Raw genomic sequence first — 24785 nt, forward strand, 5'->3', positions numbered from 1 at the left:
ATTTTTCTCAAAAAATATAAAGCGTTTTATTACTTTATCTTATCAAAATATTTCTTTCACAAACAGTTTCTTTTTTTCGGATTTTATACTACAATTATATTAATAAAACAATTTTAGAAAGGATGATAAAACATGCTTAAATTTAATCCTATTCAAGATAAACACCCTAAAGGTGCAGTCTCTTCTTCTCAAGATATTCTGTTTGAAGTATGGGTTCACCAAGATTTTTATTTCAAACAAATTTCTTTAGTTTTATTAAACGATTTTACTCATGAAAAAACAAGTTACGCATTAGAACCTACAACTATTCTAAGAGAGCAATCTCGAAAATATATCGTGACTATTCCACCATTAGAAACTGGATTATATTTTTATGATTTTGAAATTACTTTCGATGACTCTATCGGATATTTGAAAAAACATGAATTTAATGCTGTCTTTACGATGGAAGAACAATCTTATGCTTCTTGGCAATTAACCGTTTATGATGCAGATTTCCAAACTCCAGATTGGATGAAAGGTAGTATCATGTATCAAATTTTCCCAGATCGATTTAAAAAGAGTCCACAATATACAGCAACTGTAGCTGCTAATGAAGCTATTAGAGTAAGACATGATGATTGGAATGATATCCCTTATTCTTCCATTACTCATGAGAATTATCGAGCTCAAGATTTCTTTATGGGAAATTTAAAGGGAATTCAAGAAGGATTACCTTATTTCCAACAATTAAGAATTGATAGTATTTACTTAAATCCAGTTGTAGAAAGTCCTGAAAATCATCGTTACTCTACTTCTGATTACTTTAATGTAGATCCATATTTAGGAACTATTCAAGACTTTAAAGATTTGTGTAAAGAGTTTAAAGAAAAGGATATTCGTATTACATTAGATGGTGTATTTAGCCATACGGGTGCAGATAGTATTTATTTCAACCGTTATGGGCATTATGACAGTGTTGGAGCATTTCAATCTCAAGATTCACCTTACTATCCATGGTTTACTTTTAATGAGTTTCCAAATGTGTATCAATCATGGTGGGGTTTCACGAATTTACCAACGGTTATAAAAGAAAATAAGGAATATCAAGAATTTATGTTCCATCCTCAAAATGGAGTCATCCCTTATTGGCAACGATTAGGAATTAGTGGATGGAGAATTGATGTAGCAGATGAATTCCCTGATTGTTTTATCGATCAATTAAGAAAATCTGCAAAACAAGAAGATCCAGATTGCTTCTTATTAGGAGAAGTATGGGAAGATGCTACGACAAAATTCTCATATAATACAAGAAGAAGATATTTCCTAGGAAAACAATTTGATAGTGTCATGAATTATCCATGGAGAGATGCGATTATTCAGTATGTAAAACACAAGGATGCCCGTAAATTTTCTCTAGCTTTATTAGAATTACTAGAAAACTATCCAAAACCAGCATTAGATGTTTTAATGAACCTTTTATCTAGTCATGATACAGAAAGAATTTTAACTGTATTAGCATTTGAAAATCCTGAGGAATTTCCTGTTGAAAAACGTCCAGATTATAAACTGACTGCTAGCGAATATCAATTAGCAAAAGACAGATTCTATATTGCCTCCTTTATCCAATTTACTCTCCCTGGTGTCCCATGTATTTACTATGGAGATGAAATTGGTATGTATGGTTTTAGAGATCCTTATAATCGTCAAACTTTCAACCTTAAAGAAAAAGATGATGAAATTTTAGAATTCTATCAAGAATTAACTAACTTCAGACATAAATATCAAAAAGATTTTAAAGCAGAATGTGACATCATAAAAGTAACAAATGGATGTATCGCTTATAAACGTGGCGATTTACTATGTATTATCAACTTAGATAATTCTGCTCATTTTATTGAAAACTTTTCAGGAGATATTCTTTACCAAAAAGGAGAATTTTACCCTACTCCTTACGGAGTTGTAGTAGGACCAAATAGTTTTGGAGCAATTCAATTAGCTTAAATTATATATAAAAGAGAGTGAATAGAAATACATCTTGTACTCTATTCACTCTCTTATTTTTATCTTATCCACGAATGAGACTAAATAATGGAATTAACACAATGGGTAAAAACATTGCGGGTAAAAAATTCATGACTTTTATTTTTGTCAATTCCAATAAATTTAATCCTAATGCTACGAGTAATAAAGAACCCACTGCAGACATCGCATAAACAATGGATTCACTTAAATACGGTGCTACAAATTGAGCTAGAACCATCATTCCACCTTCATACAAAAGAATAGCTAATGCGGATAACATTACTCCTGCTCCTTTTGTCGTCGTTAGTATAATCGAAGCAAATCCATCAATTAATGCTTTCGTTATTAAAATACCGTGATTATTTCTCAATCCTGCTTCAAGAGACCCCATTACCGCCATCGCTCCAACACAAAAGATTAATACAGCTGACACAAAACCTTCTGCCAATTGATTTTGAGACCCCTCTTTTGATAGTTTATCTTGAACCCACTCTGCAAATTTTCGAATATTCTCTTCTAATTGCATCATTTCTCCAAGATATCCTCCTAGTGAAATCGAAACAATTAACAAAATCATATCTTGATCTACTAAAGCTCCTTTTAATCCAATGATAAATGTGATTAATGCAAGACCTTGCATAATATGAGAAGACATCTTTTCAGACATTCCTCGTTTTAAGAATAATCCAATCATTGTACCAATCACAATCGCAATAACATTTATAATTACACCCATTTAACTCTAGCTCCTTATAGCGATACTGCTACAAGTATACTGCTAATAAATTAGAAAATCCATTAGAATTTAGCAAATCTAATGGATTCCTTATTTACTTTATAGAATTATACCCATTCTCCATTTTCGTTTACATAGTATCCATCAGGAGTTTTCGTATTGACTAATAATTCACCTGATGCATCAACATAGTACCATTTTCCATTGACTTCAAACCATTGGTTTTCTTTCATTGCTCCACTTTCTTCTAAGTAGAACCATTTTCCATTTAAGAATACCCAATCACTTTCCATCTTACCTGACCCATTATAGTAATACCATTTATTACCAACTTTTTCCCAAGTATTTCTTAAATATTTCCCTTCAGAATTTACATAGTACCAAGCATTAGATTTTTGATCGTGAATCCATTCTGACTTCGCCATGTATCCGCCAGATTTTACATAGTAATCTCCAACCCATTTATTTTCAACATATTCCCCATTAGAATCAATAAAGAACCAACTTTGATAAGTCACATCATAAACCCATTGATTACTTACCTTTTGTCCTTCTTCATTAATATAATGTTTGCCATCAAAACCTTTCTTCTGAACAGGTGTTGTTTGAGTCGTATTAGAAGATGTTGAAGATTGATTATTTGAAGCAACATAAGTATTATTATTTGTCGCTGGTGCAACTGTTGTTTCAGCAGGTTCAGCTGGTTGAGGTGCAGTAGGTTGTAGACGATCTAATACTTCTTTTAATGGTGTCACATCGATAAATGGACTTGCTAGTGGTGTTTTTGTTTCAACAGCTTTTTCCATCTTAGCTTCTACATCTTTCATTAATTGGAAGACAGATTTTGCAACTGCAATTGATTTAGCAGTATATTCATCAGCATGTTCTTTTACATAATCATCAGATTTACCTGTATATTCATCAATTAATTGATTTTGGTAATCTATTAATAATGCTTCCATTTTTTCCCAATTTGAACGAATAGTCTTTCCAAATAAATCTGGATGATCCATCACCATTGTATCAATATTAGTAGCTACCCAATACCAAGAATTAGCATCATATTTATTTCCTCTTACTTTATAAGCTTCAAATGTATCTTTAATACTACCAAAATAAGGAACATATGGTGTATTACGTGAACGACCTAAACTTAACCACATTACCCCACCTAATGATTGTGGTAATTTTTGGTTAATTTGATAAACGTGTGGATCAATCACATTTTCGTTTCCTGGAGCATAAGCATATTTTCCATAGTTTGGATCAGATGGATCTGCTTGTTTTCTATAAGCATCTGTCTTAGTATCATAACCTGGCACTTGATCATCAGGTACTAATTCTCCGTTTAATGTTTCAAAACGATTTCTTTGAACATTTAAGCCATCGATTACAGTGAAATCTCTTCTTGGGCTATCTTGTAAAAATTCATAACGTTTATCTTGATAAGTTACGTTAGAAGATGGGTTTAATAACTTAATTCCTGCATACACACGTGAACGGTCACCACGTTCTAAAGGTGGCGCATAAGTAGCCGCTAAATCAATTTCCCCTTTACTTTCCTCCCCTACAAATACTCCTGCTTTTTTAGCAGTTTCAATAATTCCTTTTGAAGCAATAATATTTTCTTTATCATTAATATTCACTTTACCTAAGAAATACGTATTTGGAAATACAGAATATTTATCGTCTGGATATTTAAATGCTACATACTCATGACCTGAATAAATTTCCATATACCATAATTCGTTTTTATCAGCAAAAACAATAATATTTCCTTCTGCAGACCCTTTTTCATCAATTTCTTTTGCTAATAATTGAGCTGCTTCTTTAGCTGTTTTTACACGTGGTAAAATTAAATCTGTTACAATTGCTTCAGTAACTCCTGCTTTAACTAGTGGATCAATCGCCGGATATTCAACTTCATTTTCTGGTCCTTCCAAAACTCGTCCATCTGCTGCAACTTTTGGAGCTTTTCCTCCTACAACTTCACTACGTGGTGTTGCTGTTACTGTTGCAGTCATTGAAACCCCATGTTCATTAAAACCATGTTCAGAGAAAATACCTTCATTTGAATCTCTTGAATCATCCGCTACTACTGTATATTTATATTCATGTTTTAAATGAGGATAAACTGTTCCAGTTGATTTATCCAAGAGAATATCTCCTTCTTTATAATCCTTAGCAGGATTTACAAAGAAATTTTTATTATGAGTATGTTCTTGAGTTCCATCTTCGTGTGGATATGGATAATCTTCCGTACGTCCATATAAGAACGAACCATCTTTTGTTAGTCCCTTACCAATAATAAATGCAGAACAAGCTTCAACAGCTTGTTGAGATAACACAAGTCCAATAAGGACAGTAGATAATAATGTCTTACTAACTTTTTTATTCATAGCTATCCCCTCTTTTTAAAAGAATCTATTATGGTTAAACGATTATTTTAACCAACTGTAGAATACGCTTTCTTTGTTATAAAATCAATACTTTTCATTGATTTATAATAATTATAATGATTATATAAAAAAAGAACCGAATATAATTCGGTTCTTTTTCGATTGCCACTATATGTATGTTCTACAAGTAGTTTGGCTATCAGTTTATCGACAAATTAAGCGTGTAGTTTTTCACTAGCTGACGTTGCAGGTTGTGAAGCAGTTGTTGCTGTAGTAGGTGCTACATTTTCTTCTACTTTATCATTGGCTACAGGTTTTTCCTTTTCAGTTGGAGTACTTGTAACATTTGTAGATGTTTCCTCAGCTTTTGGAGTTGTTGTATTTTCAGAAGTTGCTTGATCTTTAGATTTTGGTGTTGCTAAATCTTTCTTCACTTCTTCAGATAGTTCTTCAGTGAAATCTGAAGTTGGGATTGAATTATCTTTATCTTCTTGATCCAACGCAATTTCAGCCATTTCTTTCATCTCAGCTAATTTACTCATAGATTCTTCATCATCTGGTTTTGCAATTGCCTTGTATTTTTCACCAACACGTGTATCCACTTTTTCAGATGGATTTTCATAAACTTTCTTAAGTTCATTTTTTGTAAGGTATGATGGACTAATTACAGCTTCAGTTGTTCCTGTTTCACCTGGAATGAATTTTGCTTTTGAAATTTTTGAAATTAACTCTGAAACTTTTTCTCTTAATTCAAAAGGTAATGGTTTGTCTTGTACATGTTGTGTAAAGAAATATAAATATTTCATCGCTTCAACTCCAAGACGTTTATTTGCATCTTGTAAAGCTTGTACATAATCTCTTACTGCTTCTAAAGCTTTCATATCTTTGGCTTCGATAGCTTTATTTGCTGCAGCTCTTAATTCATCTTTTGTAACATTATAATCTTTTAATTCCAATTCATTGATCATACGAATAACACTTTCGTGTAATGCGTTTAGAGCTTTCTCTTCTTTAGAAAGTTCTGGTGTTGTTACTGTTGATGCTTTTTCAATATATTTTTCATCAAATTGTTTTAATAACTCTAAATATCCTTGAGTTGAATTTCCTTTTTCATCTAAACGTTCTTTAATTTCACGTAAACTTGTAAGGATACGACTTAATTCAACAGGTTGAGTTTTATATTTTTCAGCTGCTTTATTCGCTAAAGATTCAATTTGATTTTCAACTGCTTTAGTATCTAAATCTCCAGCAATATAAGTTGGTGTAATTTCTTTCAATTTATTCGCAACATATTTTTTAGCACCTTCAATATTTTGAATTTTTAGAGAGTGACTATGGTCTCCATGTGGTACTTCAAATTTATCGCCTAAAATTCGAATATCTTTTACAGAAATTCCCATACGTTTTGCTAAAGAAGCAATTTCTTGTGCAAATCTTAATTCAGGGTCAATTGATTCATCTGAACTTGGAACTTCAAAATTACGTAGTGGAATCGCCCAAGGATGGATATGTGTTTTATCTTGACCTTGTTCCATATTTTGGAAAGCAAATACTTTTCCTACATATTTTCCATCTTTATAAGCAGATTCTAATTTAATTGAATCTCTTTCAACACCATATGCATAAGCAATGTAGTCCAAATATTTTTGAACTTCCGGAGATTTTTCATTTAAATTTTTTTCATTTGGAATTGTAGAATCATGGTTATCTGAAGTTACTTCACCGTCATGGTCATGGTGCTCACCTTCATTGTCGTGATGTTCACCTTCATGGTCATGTTTGTCGCCTTCGTGATCGTGGTGCTCACCTTCATGTTCATGTTTGTCGCCATCATGGTCATGATGCTCACCTTCGTGTTCATGTTTGTCGCCTTCATGCTCATGGTGGTGATTACCTAAAATTGGTTTTCCATTTTTGTCTTTATAAACAAAATGGAAATGATTGCCATGACGTACTACATATCCAGATTCAGTTTCACTTACAATATCTTCTTTTCTAAAGACAAAGCCATCATGGTCATGATCGTGATGTTCACCTTCATGTTCATGTTTGTCGCCTTCGTGGTCGTGGTGCTCACCTTCATGTTCATGTTTGTCACCTTCGTGGTCGTGGTGCTCACCTTCATGTTCATGTTTGTCACCTTCGTGGTCGTGGTGCTCTAAAATTGGATTTCCTTGTTTATCTTTATAAATAAAGTGGAAATGATCTCCATGACGTACTACATAACCTTCTGCTGTTTCACTAACAATATCTTTTTTATCAAATACATACCCATCATGGTCATGGTGTTCACCTTCGTGATTATGCTTGTCATCTTCATGGTCACGGTGCTCGCCTTCATGATCATGTTTGTCACCTTCATGGTCGTGGTGCTCACCTTCGTGATGATGGTGTTCAGCACTAGCTGCAGGTTTCCCATCTTTATCCTTGTAAATAAAGTGGAAGTGATCTCCATGACGAACTACATAACCTTCTGCTGTTTCACTAACAATATCTTTTTTATCAAATACATACCCATCATGGTCATGGTGTTCACCTTCGTGGTCGTGATGTTCTCCATCGTGTTCATGGTGCTCTGTAGTTACTACTGGATTTCCTTGTTTATCTTTATATATAAAATGGAAATGGTCCCCGTGTCTTACGACATATCCTGTTTCTGTCTCACTAACAACATCTTTTTTATCAAATACATACCCATCTTCTTCATGATGTTCATGTGCTACTGAATTTGTAGCCAATGTTGTTGCAATTGTTTGTTGGGCATTGTTTTTATAAATAAAGTGGAAGTGATCTCCGTGACGAACAACATATCCCATTTCATTTTCTTCTACAATATCATTTGGATTAAAAACATATCCATCATCTGCAGAACTAATTGCTGTTGCAGAACTCTTTTGTTCATAAATAGCATCTGCTGGAGGAGCTCCGTATACAAAATGGTAGTGATCTCCATGTTTTTTTAAATATCCATTTTCGAATACTTCTCCAACAATAGTTTTCGGTTTATTATTTTTAATCTCTTCTGCAAGTTTTTCAAATTTAGTCATTTGAGCATTAGAAACTGTTGTTTCTTCAACTTGCTGTTGAGAATTATTATCTGTTTGTCCTTGAAATAGTCCACAAGCTGCTGTGCTAAGTGCAATAACACTACTTAAGCTTGCCATCCAAAGTTGTTTTCTAGTTGGCTTCATATTTATCTCCTTTTAAATCGTAAATATTACGTTTTATAAAATAACCCTTTTTTCATCTTTTGTCAAGACTTATCTCCTATTTTTTATACAAAAAAGAGACGACTTCAGTCGTCTCAAAAAAGTCTAACTTTTTAGGGTCACTACAGCAAAGCTGATGGCGTCCATTGCTACTTCAGAAAAGTCAATTTCTATTCTATTTCACTTGTTGGATGTGCCAAATTCTATCTGCATATTCTTTTACAGCACGATCTGCTGAGAAAATACCCGCTTTTGCAGTATTCACTAAACTCATCTTTTGCCATTGTTTTTCATCATTATATGCCTCTTCAATTTGTTGTTGCGCATAAATATAAGATTCAAAATCTGCTAAACACATAAACGGATCATCATTTAATAAATAATCTACTAAGAAATTAAAGTTCATACCTCCAACAGTCATCGTACGAATGAAATCAAGTGTTTGTTTCACTCGTTCAGAACGATTATACCATTCCCAAGGTTTATACCCTTCTGCAACTAATTGATTAACTTCTTCTGTTTTTAATCCGAAAATAACAATATTTTCTTCACCAACTGCTTCTAAAATTTCAACATTGGCACCGTCTAATGTTCCTAGTGTAATGGCTCCATTTAACATCAATTTCATATTACCAGTACCACTTGCCTCTTTACCAGCTTGAGAAATTTGTTCACTAACATCTGCTGCTGGTAAAATAATTTCTGCTAAACTTACTTTGTAATCTGGAATAAAGACTACTTTAATGTATTCTCTTACTAATTCATCACTTTCAATTAATTGAGAGATGGAATGGATAAATTTAATAATATTTTTTGCCATATCATAACCTGATGAAGCTTTTGCAGCAAAAATAAATGTTCTTGGTGTTGGTCTTAATCCTTGATATTTAATCGCTTGATATAAATAAACAATATGCAGAGCATTTAATAATTGACGTTTATATTCATGAAGTCGTTTCACTTGTACATCAAAAATGGAATTTGGATTTACCGTAATTCCTAATGTATCTTGAATATAAGCTGCTAATTGTTGTTTCTTCTGATGTTTAATATCCTTTAATGCATGTAAAACTTTTTCATCATCTTTATACTCTAATAACTTAGAAATTTTAGATAAATCTTTTACAAAATCAATACCGATTAATGATTCTAAATAATTCGTTAACTCAGGATTGGCTTGTCCTAACCATCTTCTATGTGCAATACCATTTGTCACATTACCAAATTTATCCGGATATAAAGCATAAAATGAACGGAATGTAGAATCGACTAAAATATCACTATGCAATTTTGATACACCATTGACATAATGGCTACTAACAATTGATAAGTTCGCCATTTTAATCATACCATCATAAATAATCGCTGTTTCTGGTAATGTCATTTCATAACCCATATCAATCACCCATTGACAGAAGCGACGATTAATTTCTTCTATAATAGAATAAATTCTTGGAAGAATTGGTTGGAATAAATCCACAGCCCATTTTTCTAACGCTTCAGACATAATCGTATGGTTCGTATAAGCAAATGTTTTCGTAGTAATTTCCCATGATTTTTCCCAAGAATAATGGTATTCATCAATTAATAATCTCATAAATTCTGCTACTGCCATCGCTGGGTGAGTATCATTAATATGAAGTGCTGCGTATTCATGGAAGTTTTCTAAAGTTCCAAATTCACGGTAATGATTTTTCACTAGTTGTTGTAGTGAGGCACTAATGAAGAAATATTGTTGTTTAATTCGTAATTCTTTTCCTTCTCTTGTGCTATCTGCTGGATATAATAATTTAGAAATAGAAGATGCAATTGCTTCTGCTTCTGAAGAACGAGAATATTCTCCACGTTCAAATAATTTCATATTAAATCCTGTTTTCGCCTTTGCTTCCCATAAACGTAAAGTATTAACAGTATCTGTATCATATCCTGAAATTAATAAATCATACGGTTCAGCTTGAATAGCCGTATAATTTTCATGAGTCACACGGAATCCTTCTGCTGTCATTTCTTCTTTAATATTTCCATAGAAACGAACTTCCACTTCTTCATCACTACGATAAACTAAACCGTATTTTCCTAAATCTAACCAGTAATCCGGAAATTCTTGTTGCCAACCATTATTAATCACTTGCTTGAAAATTCCATATTCATATAAAATTGAAAATCCTGTTACTGGATAATCTTGACTTGTTAGTGCATCTAAATAACAAGAAGCTAGACGTCCTAAACCGCCATTTCCAAGCCCTGGATCAGGTTCAATTTGATAAATTTCATCCAAAGAAATATGATGTTTACTTAAATATGTTTGAATTTCTTGTTCAATTCCTAAATTAAATAAATTATTTCTTAACGTTCTTCCCACTAAAAATTCCATAGACATATAGTACGCACGTTTCACTCTACGTTTTTTTAATTCTTGTTCATATCCAAATTTCTTTTGAGATAAAATCTCACGAACACTTCTCATCATCGCTTCATAAACTTGACGTTTACTAGCATGATCAATTGTTACACCAAATTGAATTTGTAATGTTTGCTCGATACGTTGTTGAAAATTTAATGAATTCACAAAAATCACCTTAACCCTTTTTATAAAATTGATTGATATAATGAAACATATTGCTTCGCAGATTGATTCCAACTAACATCTTTACTCATTGCTTGAGAAACAATGGATGTCCAATTTTCCTTTTGAAAATCATAGACTTCTTTTGTTCGTCTTACTGCATCTAATAAATCTCCAGAATTAAAACTTTCAAATGTAAATCCTGTTCCATGAACCCCATCAAATGGTTGAACAGTATCATATAATCCTCCTACACGATGAACAATTGGAACTGTTCCATAACGCATAGAAATTAATTGTGATAAGCCACATGGTTCAGTTTTAGAAGGCATTAAAAATGCATCACATGAAGCGTATACTTTTGAAGACATTTCACTTGAGAACATAATTAAACTTCTAACAACATCATGTCTACGATATTCTAATGAGCGTAAGGCTGATTCATAATGAGCATCACCCGTTCCTAAAATCACTAATTGGATTCCTAAGTCTAACAATTGATCTGCTACGTCTAAAACTAAATCAATTCCTTTTTGATGCGTTAATCTTGTAACCATTCCTACCATCATCTTATGAGGATTTTCTTCTAAGGCCATTTGTCTTTGAAATGCTAATTTATTTTCCACTTTTTTTGTGATTGAGGATAAAGAATAATTTTTTTCTAAATGAGTATCTGTTTCTGGATTAAATGTATCTGTATCTAGTCCATTCACAATTCCTACTAATTTTCCTTGCTCTACTTGCAATATTTTATCTAGTCCATAAGAAAAATATGGATTTAAAATTTCTTTTGCATAAGTTTGACTGACTGTATTCACACGATTTGCTAATTGAATCGCTCCTTTTAATAAGTTCAAATCACCATTATAAATCAATGCATCAAAATACTTATTATCTAATCCAAATAAATCTCCCATACTATACGGATTAAACTTTCCTTGGAATTCAATATTATGAATAGACAATACAGTTTGCATTCCTTGATAAAATTCCATTTCTCTTGATTTGAAGTCATCTAAATAAATAATGGATAATGCTGTATGCCAATCATTCGCATTAATAATATTCGGTTGATAATCAATATGAGGTAAAATTTCTAATGCAGCTTTTGAAAAGAATGCAAAACGCTCACCATCATCTTCTTGTCCATAAACCGTTGAGCGATTAAAATACTGTTCATTATCAATAAAATAATACGTAATTCCATCGATATTACACTCAAAAATACCACAATAAGCTTGTCTCCAGCCTAATTGCACAAAAATATGTTTTTTATATACTAAAGGAAATTTTTCACGATTGATACTTGAGTAAAGTGGTAATACTACTCTTGCTTCTACTCCTTCGGCTTGTAACGCTTTGGGAAGTGATCCAATCACATCTCCTAGTCCACCAATTTTTACAAAAGGGGATGCTTCTGCAGCGATAAATAGAACTTTCATCATCATTCTCCTTTTTAGGTTAATAGGAACTTGCTTCTAATCAGTTTGAAATAAAATTCACTGATTATTTCCTATTATACTCTTATTTATCACAAATTAAACTATAATATTGTTTTGTTTTTTACTTTTTAATGAACTTTACAGGAACAATAAAAACGACAGTCCTCACGACTGCCGTTTTTTGATTTTTCTATTCTTTCATTGTTTTTTGAATTAATTTTCTAAAAGTTTGAGAATAAATCTTTGCTCGATTTGGAATACATTGCATCACTCGATTCGCATAAGGAGAATTGATAGAACGTGTATCTAAAATCCATATTTCTGCTTTTTCTTGATGCGGACGATTCATTCTTCCTAATCCTTGATAAAATTGTTGTAACATTTTTTCCAAAGCATAATCTTGGAAATAATGACGATTTTGTAATTTCATTTCCTCAGCAATGACTCTTTGCTGTAATTGTGTTGGATTTGGGAAAGGTAATTTTGGAATAATTAATTGATCAATGGATACCTCTCCGCTATCAAAACCTTCCCAAAAACTATACACGCCTAATAATAAAACAGATTCTTGTTGTTGAAATTTCCGCTGAACCTTTCTGCTCGACTGATTCGTTCGTTGGACTAATAACGGAATATCTGGATGTTCTAATAACACTTGCTCCAATTCCTCTAGCATTTCAATGGAATGAACCAATACTAGACATCTTCCTTGCTTTCTTTGATAAATATCTAGTAATTGTCTCGCTAATAATTCCACTCTTTCAGGTGTCACAATGATGGAAGGAGTCGGTAAATCTGTCGGTATAAATACAGTATGTTCAAAATTTTGATACGTTTTTGGTAAAAATAATCCATCTTCTTGTTTTACGATTGAATGAAATAGTGGTGTAAAGATTGGAATAGTTGCAGAAATACCTATAAATTGATACATATATCCATATATTTCTCTCCACATTTTCAATGCAGATTTCATACTTTCTAGCTGTAAACTATATTGTCCTTTTTTCAACACATAAGAAACGGCAACATATCCCTCTTCTTGTTTTAATAAAAGAACCATTTCTTGTACTAACTTTTGTAAACAAGCATGAGTTTTTTGAACCAGTTCATCATTGCATTTAAAATCAAATGTTCGTTTTAATAGATCAATACAAGCTGATTTTACCGCTGCTAATGTTTGATGATGGATACTCTTCTCCCATTCTTCTGCAGATAGCAATATAACCGAAGTAGGATAACTTTCTTTTCGAATCATTTGCATCCATTCTTCATATAAGTCACAAATCTCAAGTAATCGACGATTGATTTGTCTAGATTGATGTTCTTGAGTACTCGACATTTCTAAATAACTTTCTAAATGATATTCGTTCCACTCCATTTGTATTTGCCATAATGCATCAAATTCCAATAATTTTTGTTCTTGGCTTTCTAAAACATGCTCCAATTGTTGTACTTCATCTATGATCACAATTGGTTTATCAAAATGATCTCTTTGAGGCGTTTGTTTTAAATATTGGACTAAAAATGCTTGGTTCGTAATGACCATTTTAGACTTTCTCGCATGTCGTATCGCTCTACGATAGAAATCCATTTTAGAGAATTGTCTTTCTTTTCTAGTAATTTTCTCCCATATTTCACGATGATAAAATAACGAATTACATTCAGATAAATCTCCTGAAGTTGTATGTGCTAGCCATTTTAATAATCCAATGACTGTTAAAGAACTTTTCTGATTTTGATATTGTTCATATTTTTCTAAAACTTCAGCTAGTCCTGACAATGAAAGATAATGCTCTTGTCCTTTGACAGTTGCAATTGGAAGTGAGATTCCTAAACTTTCTTCTAACGTTTTGATTTCCTGATCTACTAATTGCTGTTGTAGTAAAATCGTCGAAGTGGCAATCCATATTGGATGATTTTGTGACTGTAATTGTAAAGAGACTAGTAAATACGCCAACGTTTTTCCAATTCCTGGTTCTGCTTCTACCCAATTAATAGAATCACCAAAATTCAATCTTTCTAACATAAATTCAATTAATTGAACTTGTAAGGGTTGATATTCAATCACCTTTTTCTCCACTAATTGATGATAAAGTTCTAATGCATTCCATTTTTGTGTCTGTTCATTATCTTCATCTTTTTCAACAATAGGATTCAGTGCAAATCCCTCTATAAAAATAAATTCCTTTTCTTTTTGAGATACTAAAGTGTTTTGATAACAGTCATGAATTACTTTCCCTGTTTCAGCCATTAAACTATCTGCAAATAATGACATTTGATATAAAGTAGGTGCAGGCAATTGTTCTAATTCCTCTAAACAGTTCAAAAATAATTGAGCAGTTGCATACGCATCGCTTCCTGCTGAATGAATTTGTTGATGTGGAATTTCTAATAATTGCGTTAAATCTTGCAGACGATAACTCTCAATCGTCGGATAACAAATTTGCGCTAATTGAACAGTATCCACACAGGGAGCACTCCATTCAATTCCTGCTAGTTCTCTAAAACTTTCTACTAAGTAGGAATAATCAAAACTGATATTATGAGCTACAAATGTTTTTCCTTCTAATAATTGAAAAATAGTTGAGGCAACTTCATCAAAATAAGGGGCTTGCTTCACTTCTTTCTTGTCGACTCCTGTTAATTGTTGAATCTCATAAGGAATCGTTGTCTCTGGATTTATATACAAATCTACTTGAGTAACAATTTCTCCTTGTTCAATAATGGAACACCCAAATTGAAAAATTCTTCCACCTTCTTCAAATTTAGGACCCGTTGTTTCTAAATCCACTACTGCATAACTCGTTTTCATTCTCTCACCTACTTTTCTCATAAAATTAGTTTACTAACTCTTTTAGCGAAACGCAACTATTCTCATAAAAAAGAAGCACACTTCCTTCTATTTGGAAATGTACCTCATCTTTCACTTCATATTTTTTGGAAACTCTATTGTAACTGTTACTTGCTTTTTACCCTTTTCTAACTGGTAACTAAATCCATAATGCTCTAATAAATTTTGAACGACTAATAAACCAATTCCTGTTTTCTTTTGATTTTCTTCTAATAAGTCATTCATTTCTTCTACGGCATCATTCACTTCATTTTGAATCATAAAACAATTTTCATCCGAAACGATTCGAATGACCGAACCTTTTTTAGCATATTGATACGCATTACTAAAAATATTGGAGAGTACCATTTTAAAAGCTTCCTGTCCGATTAATAATTGCTTTGAAACAATATGACTATGAATGGTTAAATTTCTCTTCATTGCAATCCAATGATGATCCTGAGTAACTTTTTGAATCTCTTCTTCGAGGGAAATCCATTTTGCTTTTTCCCCTAGAGCTTCCTTAGATTCTCTTAATAATTCAACTACTTTAACGGTCAGTCCATCGACAATTTGAATACATTCATCAATATAATAATCACGATTTTTATATTTTCCAACATGATATTTCATATTTTCTAAAATAATTTTTAAACTTGCTAAAGGTGTTTTTAAATCATGGGAACGTCCACGGAAAAATTCGTATTTGATTTTTTCTAATTGAAGAATCGTTTCATTCTTTTCTTCTACATTATCAATCACTTGTAATAAATTAATATACAATTGATTAATTTGTGATTTTAATTCACCAACCTCATCGGTCGACTGAACTTCTAACAAAGCATGACGATCCAATTCCTTCATTCTTCTCATTGTCTTTTTCATCTGTTGAACTTGTTTGGTTATAATTCTCGCATAAATCCAAGCTATCATCAGTGACATCACGAAGGATACTAACAAAGTATATGGTAAAAATTTCCAACTTAAAGAAATAGCTTCTTTTTGTAAATCAGTTGTTGTAATAAATTGTAAGTTTAAATTTTCTCCAGTTTTTGTTTGAATTTGTCGCTCTTCAATGACTAAAGAATTAGTATAACTTGAAAAATCTGCTGGTATCCCTTGACTAATTTCAAATTCATTAGAGCCTGTTTCAGCTCCTGCCATCAAAGTAATATCATTTCCTTTCGAATATAAGTTCACAAAATCCATAATTTGACTTTCTTCTTTTAAGTTTAAATTGGACGAAATTTGGTCTGCTTTTATACTTAATTCCTGTTGTTTCGTTTCAAGATAAGTCTTAGGAAAAATAAAATAAATCGAAATATGAATGCCGATAACTAACATACTTAAAATAAAAAAAGTTGTCGCTAAAATTTTTGGAAATATTTTTAATGATTTCATAGTCTCTCCAATTTATATCCCACATTACGAATTGTAATAATACAATCCAATGCTAATTTTTTACGTAATTCCTTCATATAGACATCAATCACTCGATCAAAAGGAATTTCGTCTGTTTCTTTCCAAACTTGATCAATAATTTGTTGCCTACTTAATGCTTGCCCTTCATGATCAACTAAACATTTTAAAATTTCAATTTCTTTAGCATTCATATCTACTTTTTCACCAAAAAGAGTTGCTGTATAACTAGAGAAATTCACACTCGTATTTTGATAAGTAAACACTTCTGTATCCGGATAATAACGTTTCATTAAAGCATCAATTCTAGCTTTTAAAACAGGTAAAGAAAATGGTTTTTCAATATATCCATCTGCTAATTGACTAAAAGCTTTTAATTGGTATTCTTCATCGCTAAAAGCTGTTAACATTAATGCAGGGATTGAACTTTTTCTTCGAATATATTCTAGAACTTCTAATCCATTCTTTTTTGGCAATTGAATATCTAATAGCACTAAATGTACTTCATTTGAATCAAATAAATCGATTGCTTCTTGTCCATCACTTGCAGCAATCATCTCATAATCACATTCAATTAAATAATCACAGACTCCTTCACGAATTGGTGCTTCATCTTCGACCATTAAAATTCTCACAGCTTCATCTCCTCTCATTCTTATTATAAATGATTTTCTTATTTCTGTCCTTGTCATTTCATAAAAAATGAGCAGACTTAGAATCCTTTTTTATTCTTTGTCTGCTCCTTTTATTGATCTATTTCATTTTTAATGACAGTTTATTTATCCTAGAGGTTCATCTTTTCTCCCGTAATTTTAACCTTCTATTCAACATCCATTAATAATTCTTTAGGATTTTTACTAAATGTTTTCACACTGGCAATCGTTAATGCAATCCCTAATACCACAATCATAAAACCAACTACATATAATACATTAGTTGGTTGAATCACCATTTCTAAAGAAGTTAATGTCTTATTAAAGCCATCTACTTCAGCTCCGCCACCTAGACCCGTTGAGGCTGCTTGTTTGCCCATTTGTTTTGCAATACTTGAAGTAACACTTGAAAGTAATTGATTTCCAACTGTTTTACCTGTTAAAATAGCAACTCCTGTTGCACCGATAAAGGCTGGTAAACTAATGAACAATAACTCCCATACAAATTGTCCAAATATTTCCATTTTCGATAAGCCAATCGATAATAGAACACCAATTTCTCTTTGACGAGCATTCATCCATAAGAATAGTAATAATGCTACTGTAATTCCTGCAAATGCAATAGATCCAATAAATAATTTATTTGCGATTGAATACATCCCAGAAATTGATTGTTGTAAGGCTGGGAAGTTAGAAGAACTTTTTACTAAATTATAAGATTTCCAATTAATCGCTAATTTCCCTAAATCTTTAATGACTGTATCAAGATTTTTATTTCCTTTTACAAAGAATGTCGCATCTTGATACACTGCTGTATCTTCTGTATTTCCATATACTTCAGCAGCTGTAAGAATATCGGTTACTAAAGTATTTTCATATAATTCTTGTGCTGCTGTAACTCTCGTTTTATTATGACCATCAAACAGACCTTTAATTTCAACTTCTACCGTTTCATTAGCACCTTTTTCATTATCAGCATCATAAATATTTGATTTTAATGTAATTTTATCGCCTACTTTTAAGTTGTTTTTTTCAGCTAAATCTTTATGCATTAAAATTTTATGTTTATCTGATTCTACTAATGAACTTCCTTCTACCAATTGATAGGCGCCAGAAACAAATTTATTTTCTTTCGCAGAATCATTAACCCCTGTTAACATAACAGCACGTTTAAATTTCTTAATACGATCGGGTGTTAACACTCCTTGAGTTTCTTTTGTTTCAATAATATCGTAATCTGCTAAATCAGCTACACTATTAATACGTTTAACAGTTCCTTCGATATCTGGAGATTCAGAGATTTTTTTAATATCTTCTCCTTTAATATTTCCTCCGCCTCGTGGTGTTCCTTGATTCACACGACGATTAATTTCCATTGAAAAACTATTTGTAATATTTTTAAATACTTCTTTTGAAGCTTGATTCGTTGCATCTTTCATAGATAATCCAATCATACTTAATGTCGCCATAGATAGTATAACGGCAAATAATACGAATGATTTGAAGATTTTTCTTGAAATATAAGCAAATGCATTTTTCATCCTATTCTATCTCCCTTTACTTATTTCACTTCGTGAAGTTTTGTTTCACGTAATTCTAATATCGTATCTGCAGCATTTGCTACTTCTTTACTATGTGTTACAACAATGACACATTTTTTTCTTTCTTTTGCCAGTGATTTTAGTACATCTATAATTTCACCCGCTGTATGTTCATCTAAATTTCCTGTTGGTTCATCCGCTAAAATAATTGGAGCCTCTGAAACCAACGCACGAGCAATCGCTACCCTTTGTTGTTGTCCTCCTGATAATTTTAAAACATTACGATTCACATGACTTTCTTCTAATCCTAATTGTAATAAAATTTCTTTTGTAGCTGTAGGATTGACTAAACGAATATTTTCTAAAGGCGTTAAATAATCAATTAAATTATAATTTTGGAATACTAAAGAAATATGATGTTTACGATGATAGCTATCACCTTTTTCTTGAATATCTTCTCCTTCAAATAAAATCTTTCCACTTGTTGGATTATCTAATGCTGCTAATAATGATAGTAATGTGGATTTTCCAGAACCCGATTTCCCAATAATCGCGTAAAATTTACCGGCTTCAAATTCTTGATCAATTTGTGATAACACAGATTGACGTGCTTCCTTATATTGATAACTTACTTTATTCATTGATAATACACTCATGTTCATTCTCCTAACTCATTTTTGATAATATTTCTTTTGGTTTTTTCATTAAAAAGATTCCTAATGTTACAGCAAGTGAGAATACAATCACTATTGCTAATAATGCATAACTTTGACTAAATACGGTTATTACTCCCTGTTGTGCTCCTTTTGAAATAAAGTTTCCTAAAGGAGATTGTTCTGAATCCATCGATATAAATCCATTCATTAATTGTTGAACCATCATAGGCCCTAATGCAAGCGAAACAAAAACAGCTGGAATCGTTAATAAAAATAATTCAACAAAGAATTTACCAATAATCCAAGCTTTATGAATTCCAATCGATAATAAAATACCTATTTCATAAATTCTTTCTCGCACACTTAACATTAGCATTAGAGATAAAACAACTGCTCCAGCAATTAATATCCCTATTGTCATCCACTGAACCATACTTTGAAGACCTGTAATACTTTCTAATATATCATCGAAATCTTGCTTTTGATCCTCTATTACAAACTCTTCCCAATTGAATGGTAAAGCTTCTATTGCTTGTTTCATTTTTAGTAATTCTTCACTTGATGAAGCATAGATATTTAATCCTGTCACAACTTCCCCTAATTCACTAGTGAAGAGTTGATGAATGGATTGATAATCCGTAAATACTGTATTTTCACTAAAATCAGAAGTTAATCCTGTGTAAGTTTCTTGCTTTTTCCCAGAAAAAATTCCAACAATTTCATAGTCGACTTTTTTCTTTTCCCCAGTTTCTTGTTGGATAACATCAAGAGTTATCGTATCTCCAAGATTTAATTGATTTTTAGAAGCTAACTCTTCATGAATCATGATTTTATGAACATCTGTTGCTTCTATCATTTTTCCCTTTAACAATGAGAAAACTCCACTTGAAAATAGTTTTTCTCGATTCACTTGGCTACTAGAATTGAGCGAAACAACATTTTTCATTTCTTCATCAATGTCATCTCGTTGAATTTTTTCTTCCCCAGTCACCACTGAGTGATTTTCTAATTTTGCAATTGTTTGATAATGTTTTTCTAAAGACTCATTATCTGCAACTTTCTTTATTTCTTCCACTTGTTTAAATGAAAAACTTGTTCCATCTTTTTTTCTAAATTCAAACGAAGAAGTTGTCGTTTGTTTTAATTGTTGTTGCACTGTGGAAGTCGTAGATAATAACCTCATACAAGCAAATATACAAGCTAAAATGACACTAAAAATAGTGATTAATATCAGACTTTTCTTTCTCTTTCTAAAAATATAAAGTACTGCATTTTTTATCAAAGGAATAACTCCTCTCTCTCATTTCTTATCTGTAACTTATTATAGAGAGCGTTTATGAAATGTATATGAAATGAAAACAAAAAAATCTCGCCAGAATAACTGACGAGATTTTTTATTTAATTTAGTCTTCTTGTCTTTTTCCCACATATAGTGACATTAAGATTCCGCTAGCTAAAACAATATAGATATAATCTGATTGAGTTCCAGTTTCTGGTAAGTAACTATTTGGAGTTGTAGTACCTGTTTCTGGTACAGGAGTTCTTTCAGGAACTACAGGTGTAGTATTTTCTGTTGGAACTTCTTTTTCACGAGAAACTTCTGCTGGAGGAGGTGTTGTACCATTTGTTGGTGGTACTTTACCTTCTCTAGGTACTTCATTAACTGGAGGAACATTACCATTATCACTTGGAGTTGGAATTTTCATCTCTGGTACTTCGTGTACTGGAGGTGTTGGCATTCCTGGTACATCAGCATTATTACCTTCATTTACTTCAGGCATTCCTGGTACTCCACCATTAAATTCTGGTACTTCAGTAACCTCAGGCATTCCTGGCACTCCACCATTAAATTCTGGTTTATCATAAACCGGAGGATCAAGTGGTGTTATCCCACCTGTGTATTCTGGTACTTCATAAACTGGTGGTTCTGGCATTGCAAATTTAGGTCCCTCTGGTTTATCAGCTACTGGAGGTACTGGTTTATCATTTGATGGTGTTACTGGTTTGTCTTGGCAACCACATTTACCATCTTTGCCGTCTTTGCCGTCTTTACCGTCACGTCCGTCTTTACCATCTTTAACAACTGTTTTTGTTACAGTGCCGTCAGAATTAATAATTGTGATTGTATGAGATCCATCTCCATTATCTTCAACAGAAACTTTTGGTGATTTACCATCTTTGCCGTCTTTGATTACCATTTCTGTTTTACTTCCATCCGGATTTGTGATTGTAACAACGTGAGTTCCATCATTATTATTTTTAACTGTTACAGTTGGTGAAACTCCATCTTTTCCGTCTTTACCATCTTTAATAACAGATTTGTATTCACGACCATCAGAATCAACGATTGTTAATGTGTGTGTTCCATCTCCATTATCTACGATATTCGCTTTTGGTGATTTACCGTCAAAGATTGTAGTTGTAGTTTCTTTACCATCAGCACCTGTCACTTTAATAGTATGTGAACCATTATTGTTATCGATCACTTCAAGTTTTGGTGATTTACCATCACGTACTGTTGTAGTTGTAGTAGTTCCATCAGAGTTAACGATTGTAACTGTGTGAGTTCCATCTCCATTGTCTACTACTTTAGCAGTTGGTGATTTACCATCACGTACTGTTGTTTCAGAAACAGTTCCATTTCCATTTTCTACACGGATAGTATAAGTACCATCATGGTTGTCAGTAACAGTTGCTACTGGTGATTTACCATCTTTGATAATTGTTTCAGTAGTTGTTCCATCACCATTTAGAACTGAGATTTTATGAGTTCCATTTTGTTCATCAGTAATAGTAACTTTTGGTGATTTACCATCACGTACTGTTGTTTCAGTTGTAACACCTTCTGGATTTGTAATAACAATTGTATGACTTCCGTCACCATTATCACGAACAGATGCAGTTGGAGTACGTCCGTCAACACCGTCACGTCCATTCTTAACAACAAACTCATTCTTAGTTCCATCTGGGTTTGTAATTGTTACTGTATGGCTTCCATCAAGATTTTCAGTAGTGGTTGCTGTTGCAGCTTTACCATCTTTACCATCTTTGATAATAGCATTCGTAACATTACCGTCTCCATCTGTTACTTTAACAGTGTGAGTTCCATCTCCGTTATCAGTTACTTCAACTTTAGGAGTTTTACCGTCTTTACCGTTTTTAACAACTGTTTCTTTAGTTGTTCCGTCTGGATTTGTTACAGTAATTGTATGACTTCCATCTGGGTTTTCTGTTGTAGTGATAGTAGCAGTTTTACCGTCTTTACCATCTTTAACTTTAGTTGTAGATTCTGAACCATCAGGATTGCGAACTGTAATAGAGTGCGTTCCGTCTCCATTGTCCGCTACATTTACAACTGGTGATTTACCATCTGCTCCATTAACCCCGTTTTCACCTTTGTCACCTTTTTCGCCTTTTTCACCTTTTTCACCAGTTGCTCCTTGAGGTCCACGGATATTACCAATCTTGTTCCAAGAACCATTTTCTTTCTTGTACACGTCACCTGTATTAGCATCGATATAAGTATCACCGTCTTTACCATCTTTAGCAGTTGGTGCAGTAGCGCCACTTAGTAATTCAGCACCGTTACGTCCGTCTGCTCCAGAAGCTCCATTTGTACCATTACGTCCATTTGTACCATTCAAGATATCACTTGTACCAATTAATTCATCCACATCTGGATCGTATTTACCGTTACCATTATTATCATAGTATGCTGTAATACGAGTACCATCTACTGGTTGTGATGCTGTTGAATCTGAAGATGTTGGTTGTGAACCTGTTGAGTCTGTAGTTGCTGGTTGAGTTCGTGGAGTTACTTCATCTGGATTATCTCCTACACTTCTTGCTCTTCTTGCACTTCTTGATGTTCCAGAAGGTTGTGGATTAGCAGCTAATCCTGCACCTCTTCTAACTGCATCCGCTAATGCATTTAAATCAATATGTGGTGTACGTCCATCTCTACCATTTTTACCGTCATTCACAGTAAATGTTACTGGTTCTTTTCCTGGTGTTGTAATTGTTACAACAGTGCTTTGGCCATCTTTTCCACGTTGAGTAGTGATTGTTGGAGTTTGTCCATCTTGACCTGTTGCTCCTGTTTCACCTTTAGCACCATCTTGAACAAAGACTGTAGTTGGTTGTGAACCATCATGGTTATCAACAGTGATTTCTACACCTTTATGACCTTCTTCATCTTTACGAACAGCTGTTACTGTTGGAGAGACTCCGTCTACTCCATCTTTAATCACTGCAAGAGGTTTTTCAGGATTCAATGGTTGACCTGGATTTGCTGGATCTTCTTGGTAAACTTTTGTTTCTTTACCATCTTTAACAGTAATTAATGATTTACCATTTTGTCCATCTGCACCTTTAGCACCATCTTTAATTATTTCAGAACCTAGTAATTCATCAGTTCCTGGAGTGTATTTTCCATCTCCATTTTCATCTGTATAGAATGTTACGATTGTATGTGATGGGTTTCCGTTTTGACCTTCTACACGTAATAAGTCAACTTTTGGTGTTTTTCCGTTTAGACCATTTTCTCCATTTTTAACATTTACTGTTACTGGATCTTTACCTGGGACTGTAAATGTAATATCAGTACTGTTTCCATCTTTACCAGGTGTTACAGATACCTCTGGAGTCTTACCATCTTCACCACGTTCACCTTTGTCGCCTTTTGGTCCTTTAATGTTGCCTTCTTTTTCCCATGTTCCGTTATTTTTAACGAATACGTCTCCACTTTCAGTATTTACGTATTTATCTCCGTCTTTACCTTCTGTTGTTGGGTCTACTTTTCCGTTTAGTACATCTTTTCCATCTCGGCCATCGCGTCCGTCACGTCCTGCAGCTCCATCTCGGCCATCACGACCTGGTAGACCTTGTGCTCCATCACGTCCGCGTTCACCTTGAAGACCTTGTTCACCTTTGTCGCCTTTTGGTCCTTTAATGTTGCCTTCTTTTTCCCATGTTCCGTTATTCTTAACGAATACATCTCCACTTTCAGTATTTACGTATTTATCTCCGTCTTTACCTTCTGTTGTTGGGTCTACTTTTCCGTTTAGTACATCTTTTCCGTCTCGGCCATCGCGTCCATCACGTCCTTGTGCTCCGTCACGTCCATCACGACCTGCTGGTCCTTGGGCTCCTTCACGGCCATCGCGTCCTTGAAGACCTTGTTCACCTTTGTCTCCTTTTGGTCCTTTGATGTTGCCTTCTTTTTCCCATGTTCCGTTATTTTTAACGAATACGTCTCCACTTTCAGTATTTACGTATTTATCTCCGTCTTTACCTTCCGTTGTTGGGGTCTACTTTTCCGTTTAGTACAT

13 protein-coding genes and 1 pseudogene are annotated in these 24785 nt (G+C 33.1%); 1 reads left to right on the forward strand and 13 read right to left on the reverse strand.

Features of this window, described 5'->3' with window-relative positions; genetic code table 11:
* The first annotated feature begins 132 nt into the window (after positions 1 to 132).
* Entirely contained in the window at positions 133 to 1983 is a 1851-nt protein-coding gene (locus tag HMPREF0446_RS05305) for a glycoside hydrolase family 13 protein (protein WP_006702427.1), read from the forward strand.
* 64 nt (positions 1984 to 2047) lie between these two features.
* Here HMPREF0446_RS05305 and HMPREF0446_RS05310 read toward each other — a convergent pair whose 3' ends face one another.
* From HMPREF0446_RS05310 to HMPREF0446_RS08930, 13 genes and pseudogenes are all read right to left on the reverse strand, one after another.
* Entirely contained in the window at positions 2048 to 2740 is a 693-nt protein-coding gene (locus tag HMPREF0446_RS05310) for a DUF554 domain-containing protein (RefSeq protein WP_006702424.1), read from the reverse strand.
* A 107-nt stretch (positions 2741 to 2847) separates the two neighbouring features.
* Complete coding sequence (locus HMPREF0446_RS05315) at positions 2848 to 5139, reverse strand: dipeptidase (RefSeq protein WP_006702423.1); 2292 nt, start codon at positions 5137 to 5139, stop codon at positions 2848 to 2850.
* Positions 5140 to 5354: 215 nt separating this feature from the next.
* Positions 5355 to 8330: a pneumococcal-type histidine triad protein gene (locus HMPREF0446_RS08145; protein ID WP_006702422.1), complete on the reverse strand. Its 2976-nt coding sequence runs from the start codon at positions 8328 to 8330 to the stop codon at positions 5355 to 5357.
* 193 nt (positions 8331 to 8523) lie between these two features.
* Positions 8524 to 10917, reverse strand: coding sequence for a glycogen/starch/alpha-glucan phosphorylase (locus HMPREF0446_RS05325; RefSeq protein ID WP_020991385.1), 2394 nt, complete (start codon positions 10915 to 10917; stop codon positions 8524 to 8526).
* A gap of 20 nt (positions 10918 to 10937) precedes the next feature.
* On the reverse strand, positions 10938 to 12356 hold the full coding sequence (gene glgA / locus HMPREF0446_RS05330; RefSeq protein WP_020991386.1) for a glycogen synthase GlgA: 1419 nt from the start codon (positions 12354 to 12356) through the stop codon (positions 10938 to 10940).
* A 190-nt stretch (positions 12357 to 12546) separates the two neighbouring features.
* Positions 12547 to 15168 (reverse strand): helicase C-terminal domain-containing protein, encoded by a 2622-nt coding sequence (locus HMPREF0446_RS05335; protein WP_006702419.1) that lies wholly within the window; start codon positions 15166 to 15168, stop codon positions 12547 to 12549.
* 111 nt (positions 15169 to 15279) lie between these two features.
* Positions 15280 to 16587: a HAMP domain-containing sensor histidine kinase gene (locus HMPREF0446_RS05340; protein ID WP_006702418.1), complete on the reverse strand. Its 1308-nt coding sequence runs from the start codon at positions 16585 to 16587 to the stop codon at positions 15280 to 15282.
* Positions 16584 to 17240, reverse strand: coding sequence for a response regulator transcription factor (locus HMPREF0446_RS05345; RefSeq protein WP_006702417.1), 657 nt, complete (start codon positions 17238 to 17240; stop codon positions 16584 to 16586). The genes HMPREF0446_RS05340 and HMPREF0446_RS05345 overlap by 4 nt, the downstream gene beginning before the upstream one ends.
* A 185-nt stretch (positions 17241 to 17425) precedes the next feature.
* On the reverse strand, positions 17426 to 18799 hold the full coding sequence (locus tag HMPREF0446_RS05350) for an ABC transporter permease (protein ID WP_006702416.1): 1374 nt from the start codon (positions 18797 to 18799) through the stop codon (positions 17426 to 17428).
* 20 nt (positions 18800 to 18819) lie between these two features.
* Complete coding sequence (locus HMPREF0446_RS05355; protein WP_006702415.1) at positions 18820 to 19455, reverse strand: ABC transporter ATP-binding protein; 636 nt, start codon at positions 19453 to 19455, stop codon at positions 18820 to 18822.
* 10 nt (positions 19456 to 19465) lie between these two features.
* Positions 19466 to 20737, reverse strand: a complete 1272-nt coding sequence (locus tag HMPREF0446_RS05360; protein ID WP_006702414.1) for an ABC transporter permease — start codon at positions 20735 to 20737, stop codon at positions 19466 to 19468.
* Positions 20738 to 20858: 121 nt separating this feature from the next.
* Positions 20859 to 24401: pseudogene (locus tag HMPREF0446_RS05365) on the reverse strand (SIALI-17 repeat-containing surface protein); the annotation flags it as partial.
* Positions 24402 to 24517: 116 nt separating this feature from the next.
* The gene (locus HMPREF0446_RS08930; RefSeq protein WP_280510739.1) at positions 24518 to 24640 is read right to left on the reverse strand and encodes a hypothetical protein; all 123 of its coding nucleotides are present in this window, start codon (positions 24638 to 24640) and stop codon (positions 24518 to 24520) included.
* Between the last annotated feature and the right edge of the window lie 145 nt (positions 24641 to 24785).

The sequence above is a fragment of the Granulicatella elegans ATCC 700633 genome (assembly GCF_000162475.2).
Taxonomy (GTDB): Bacteria; Bacillota; Bacilli; order Lactobacillales; family Aerococcaceae; genus Granulicatella; species Granulicatella elegans.

Coding starts and splice junctions, on each gene's coding strand:
- glgA (WP_020991386.1), bottom strand. CDS start 12,356: ATGAAAGTTCTATTTATCGCTGCAGAAGCATCCCCTTTTGTAAAAATT.
- HMPREF0446_RS05305 (WP_006702427.1), top strand. CDS start 133: ATGCTTAAATTTAATCCTATTCAAGATAAACACCCTAAAGGTGCAGTC.
- HMPREF0446_RS05310 (WP_006702424.1), bottom strand. CDS start 2,740: ATGGGTGTAATTATAAATGTTATTGCGATTGTGATTGGTACAATGATT.
- HMPREF0446_RS05340 (WP_006702418.1), bottom strand. CDS start 16,587: ATGAAATCATTAAAAATATTTCCAAAAATTTTAGCGACAACTTTTTTT.
- HMPREF0446_RS05335 (WP_006702419.1), bottom strand. CDS start 15,168: ATGAAAACGAGTTATGCAGTAGTGGATTTAGAAACAACGGGTCCTAAA.
- HMPREF0446_RS05355 (WP_006702415.1), bottom strand. CDS start 19,455: ATGAGTGTATTATCAATGAATAAAGTAAGTTATCAATATAAGGAAGCA.
- HMPREF0446_RS05350 (WP_006702416.1), bottom strand. CDS start 18,799: ATGAAAAATGCATTTGCTTATATTTCAAGAAAAATCTTCAAATCATTC.
- HMPREF0446_RS08145 (WP_006702422.1), bottom strand. CDS start 8,330: ATGAAGCCAACTAGAAAACAACTTTGGATGGCAAGCTTAAGTAGTGTT.
- HMPREF0446_RS05315 (WP_006702423.1), bottom strand. CDS start 5,139: ATGAATAAAAAAGTTAGTAAGACATTATTATCTACTGTCCTTATTGGA.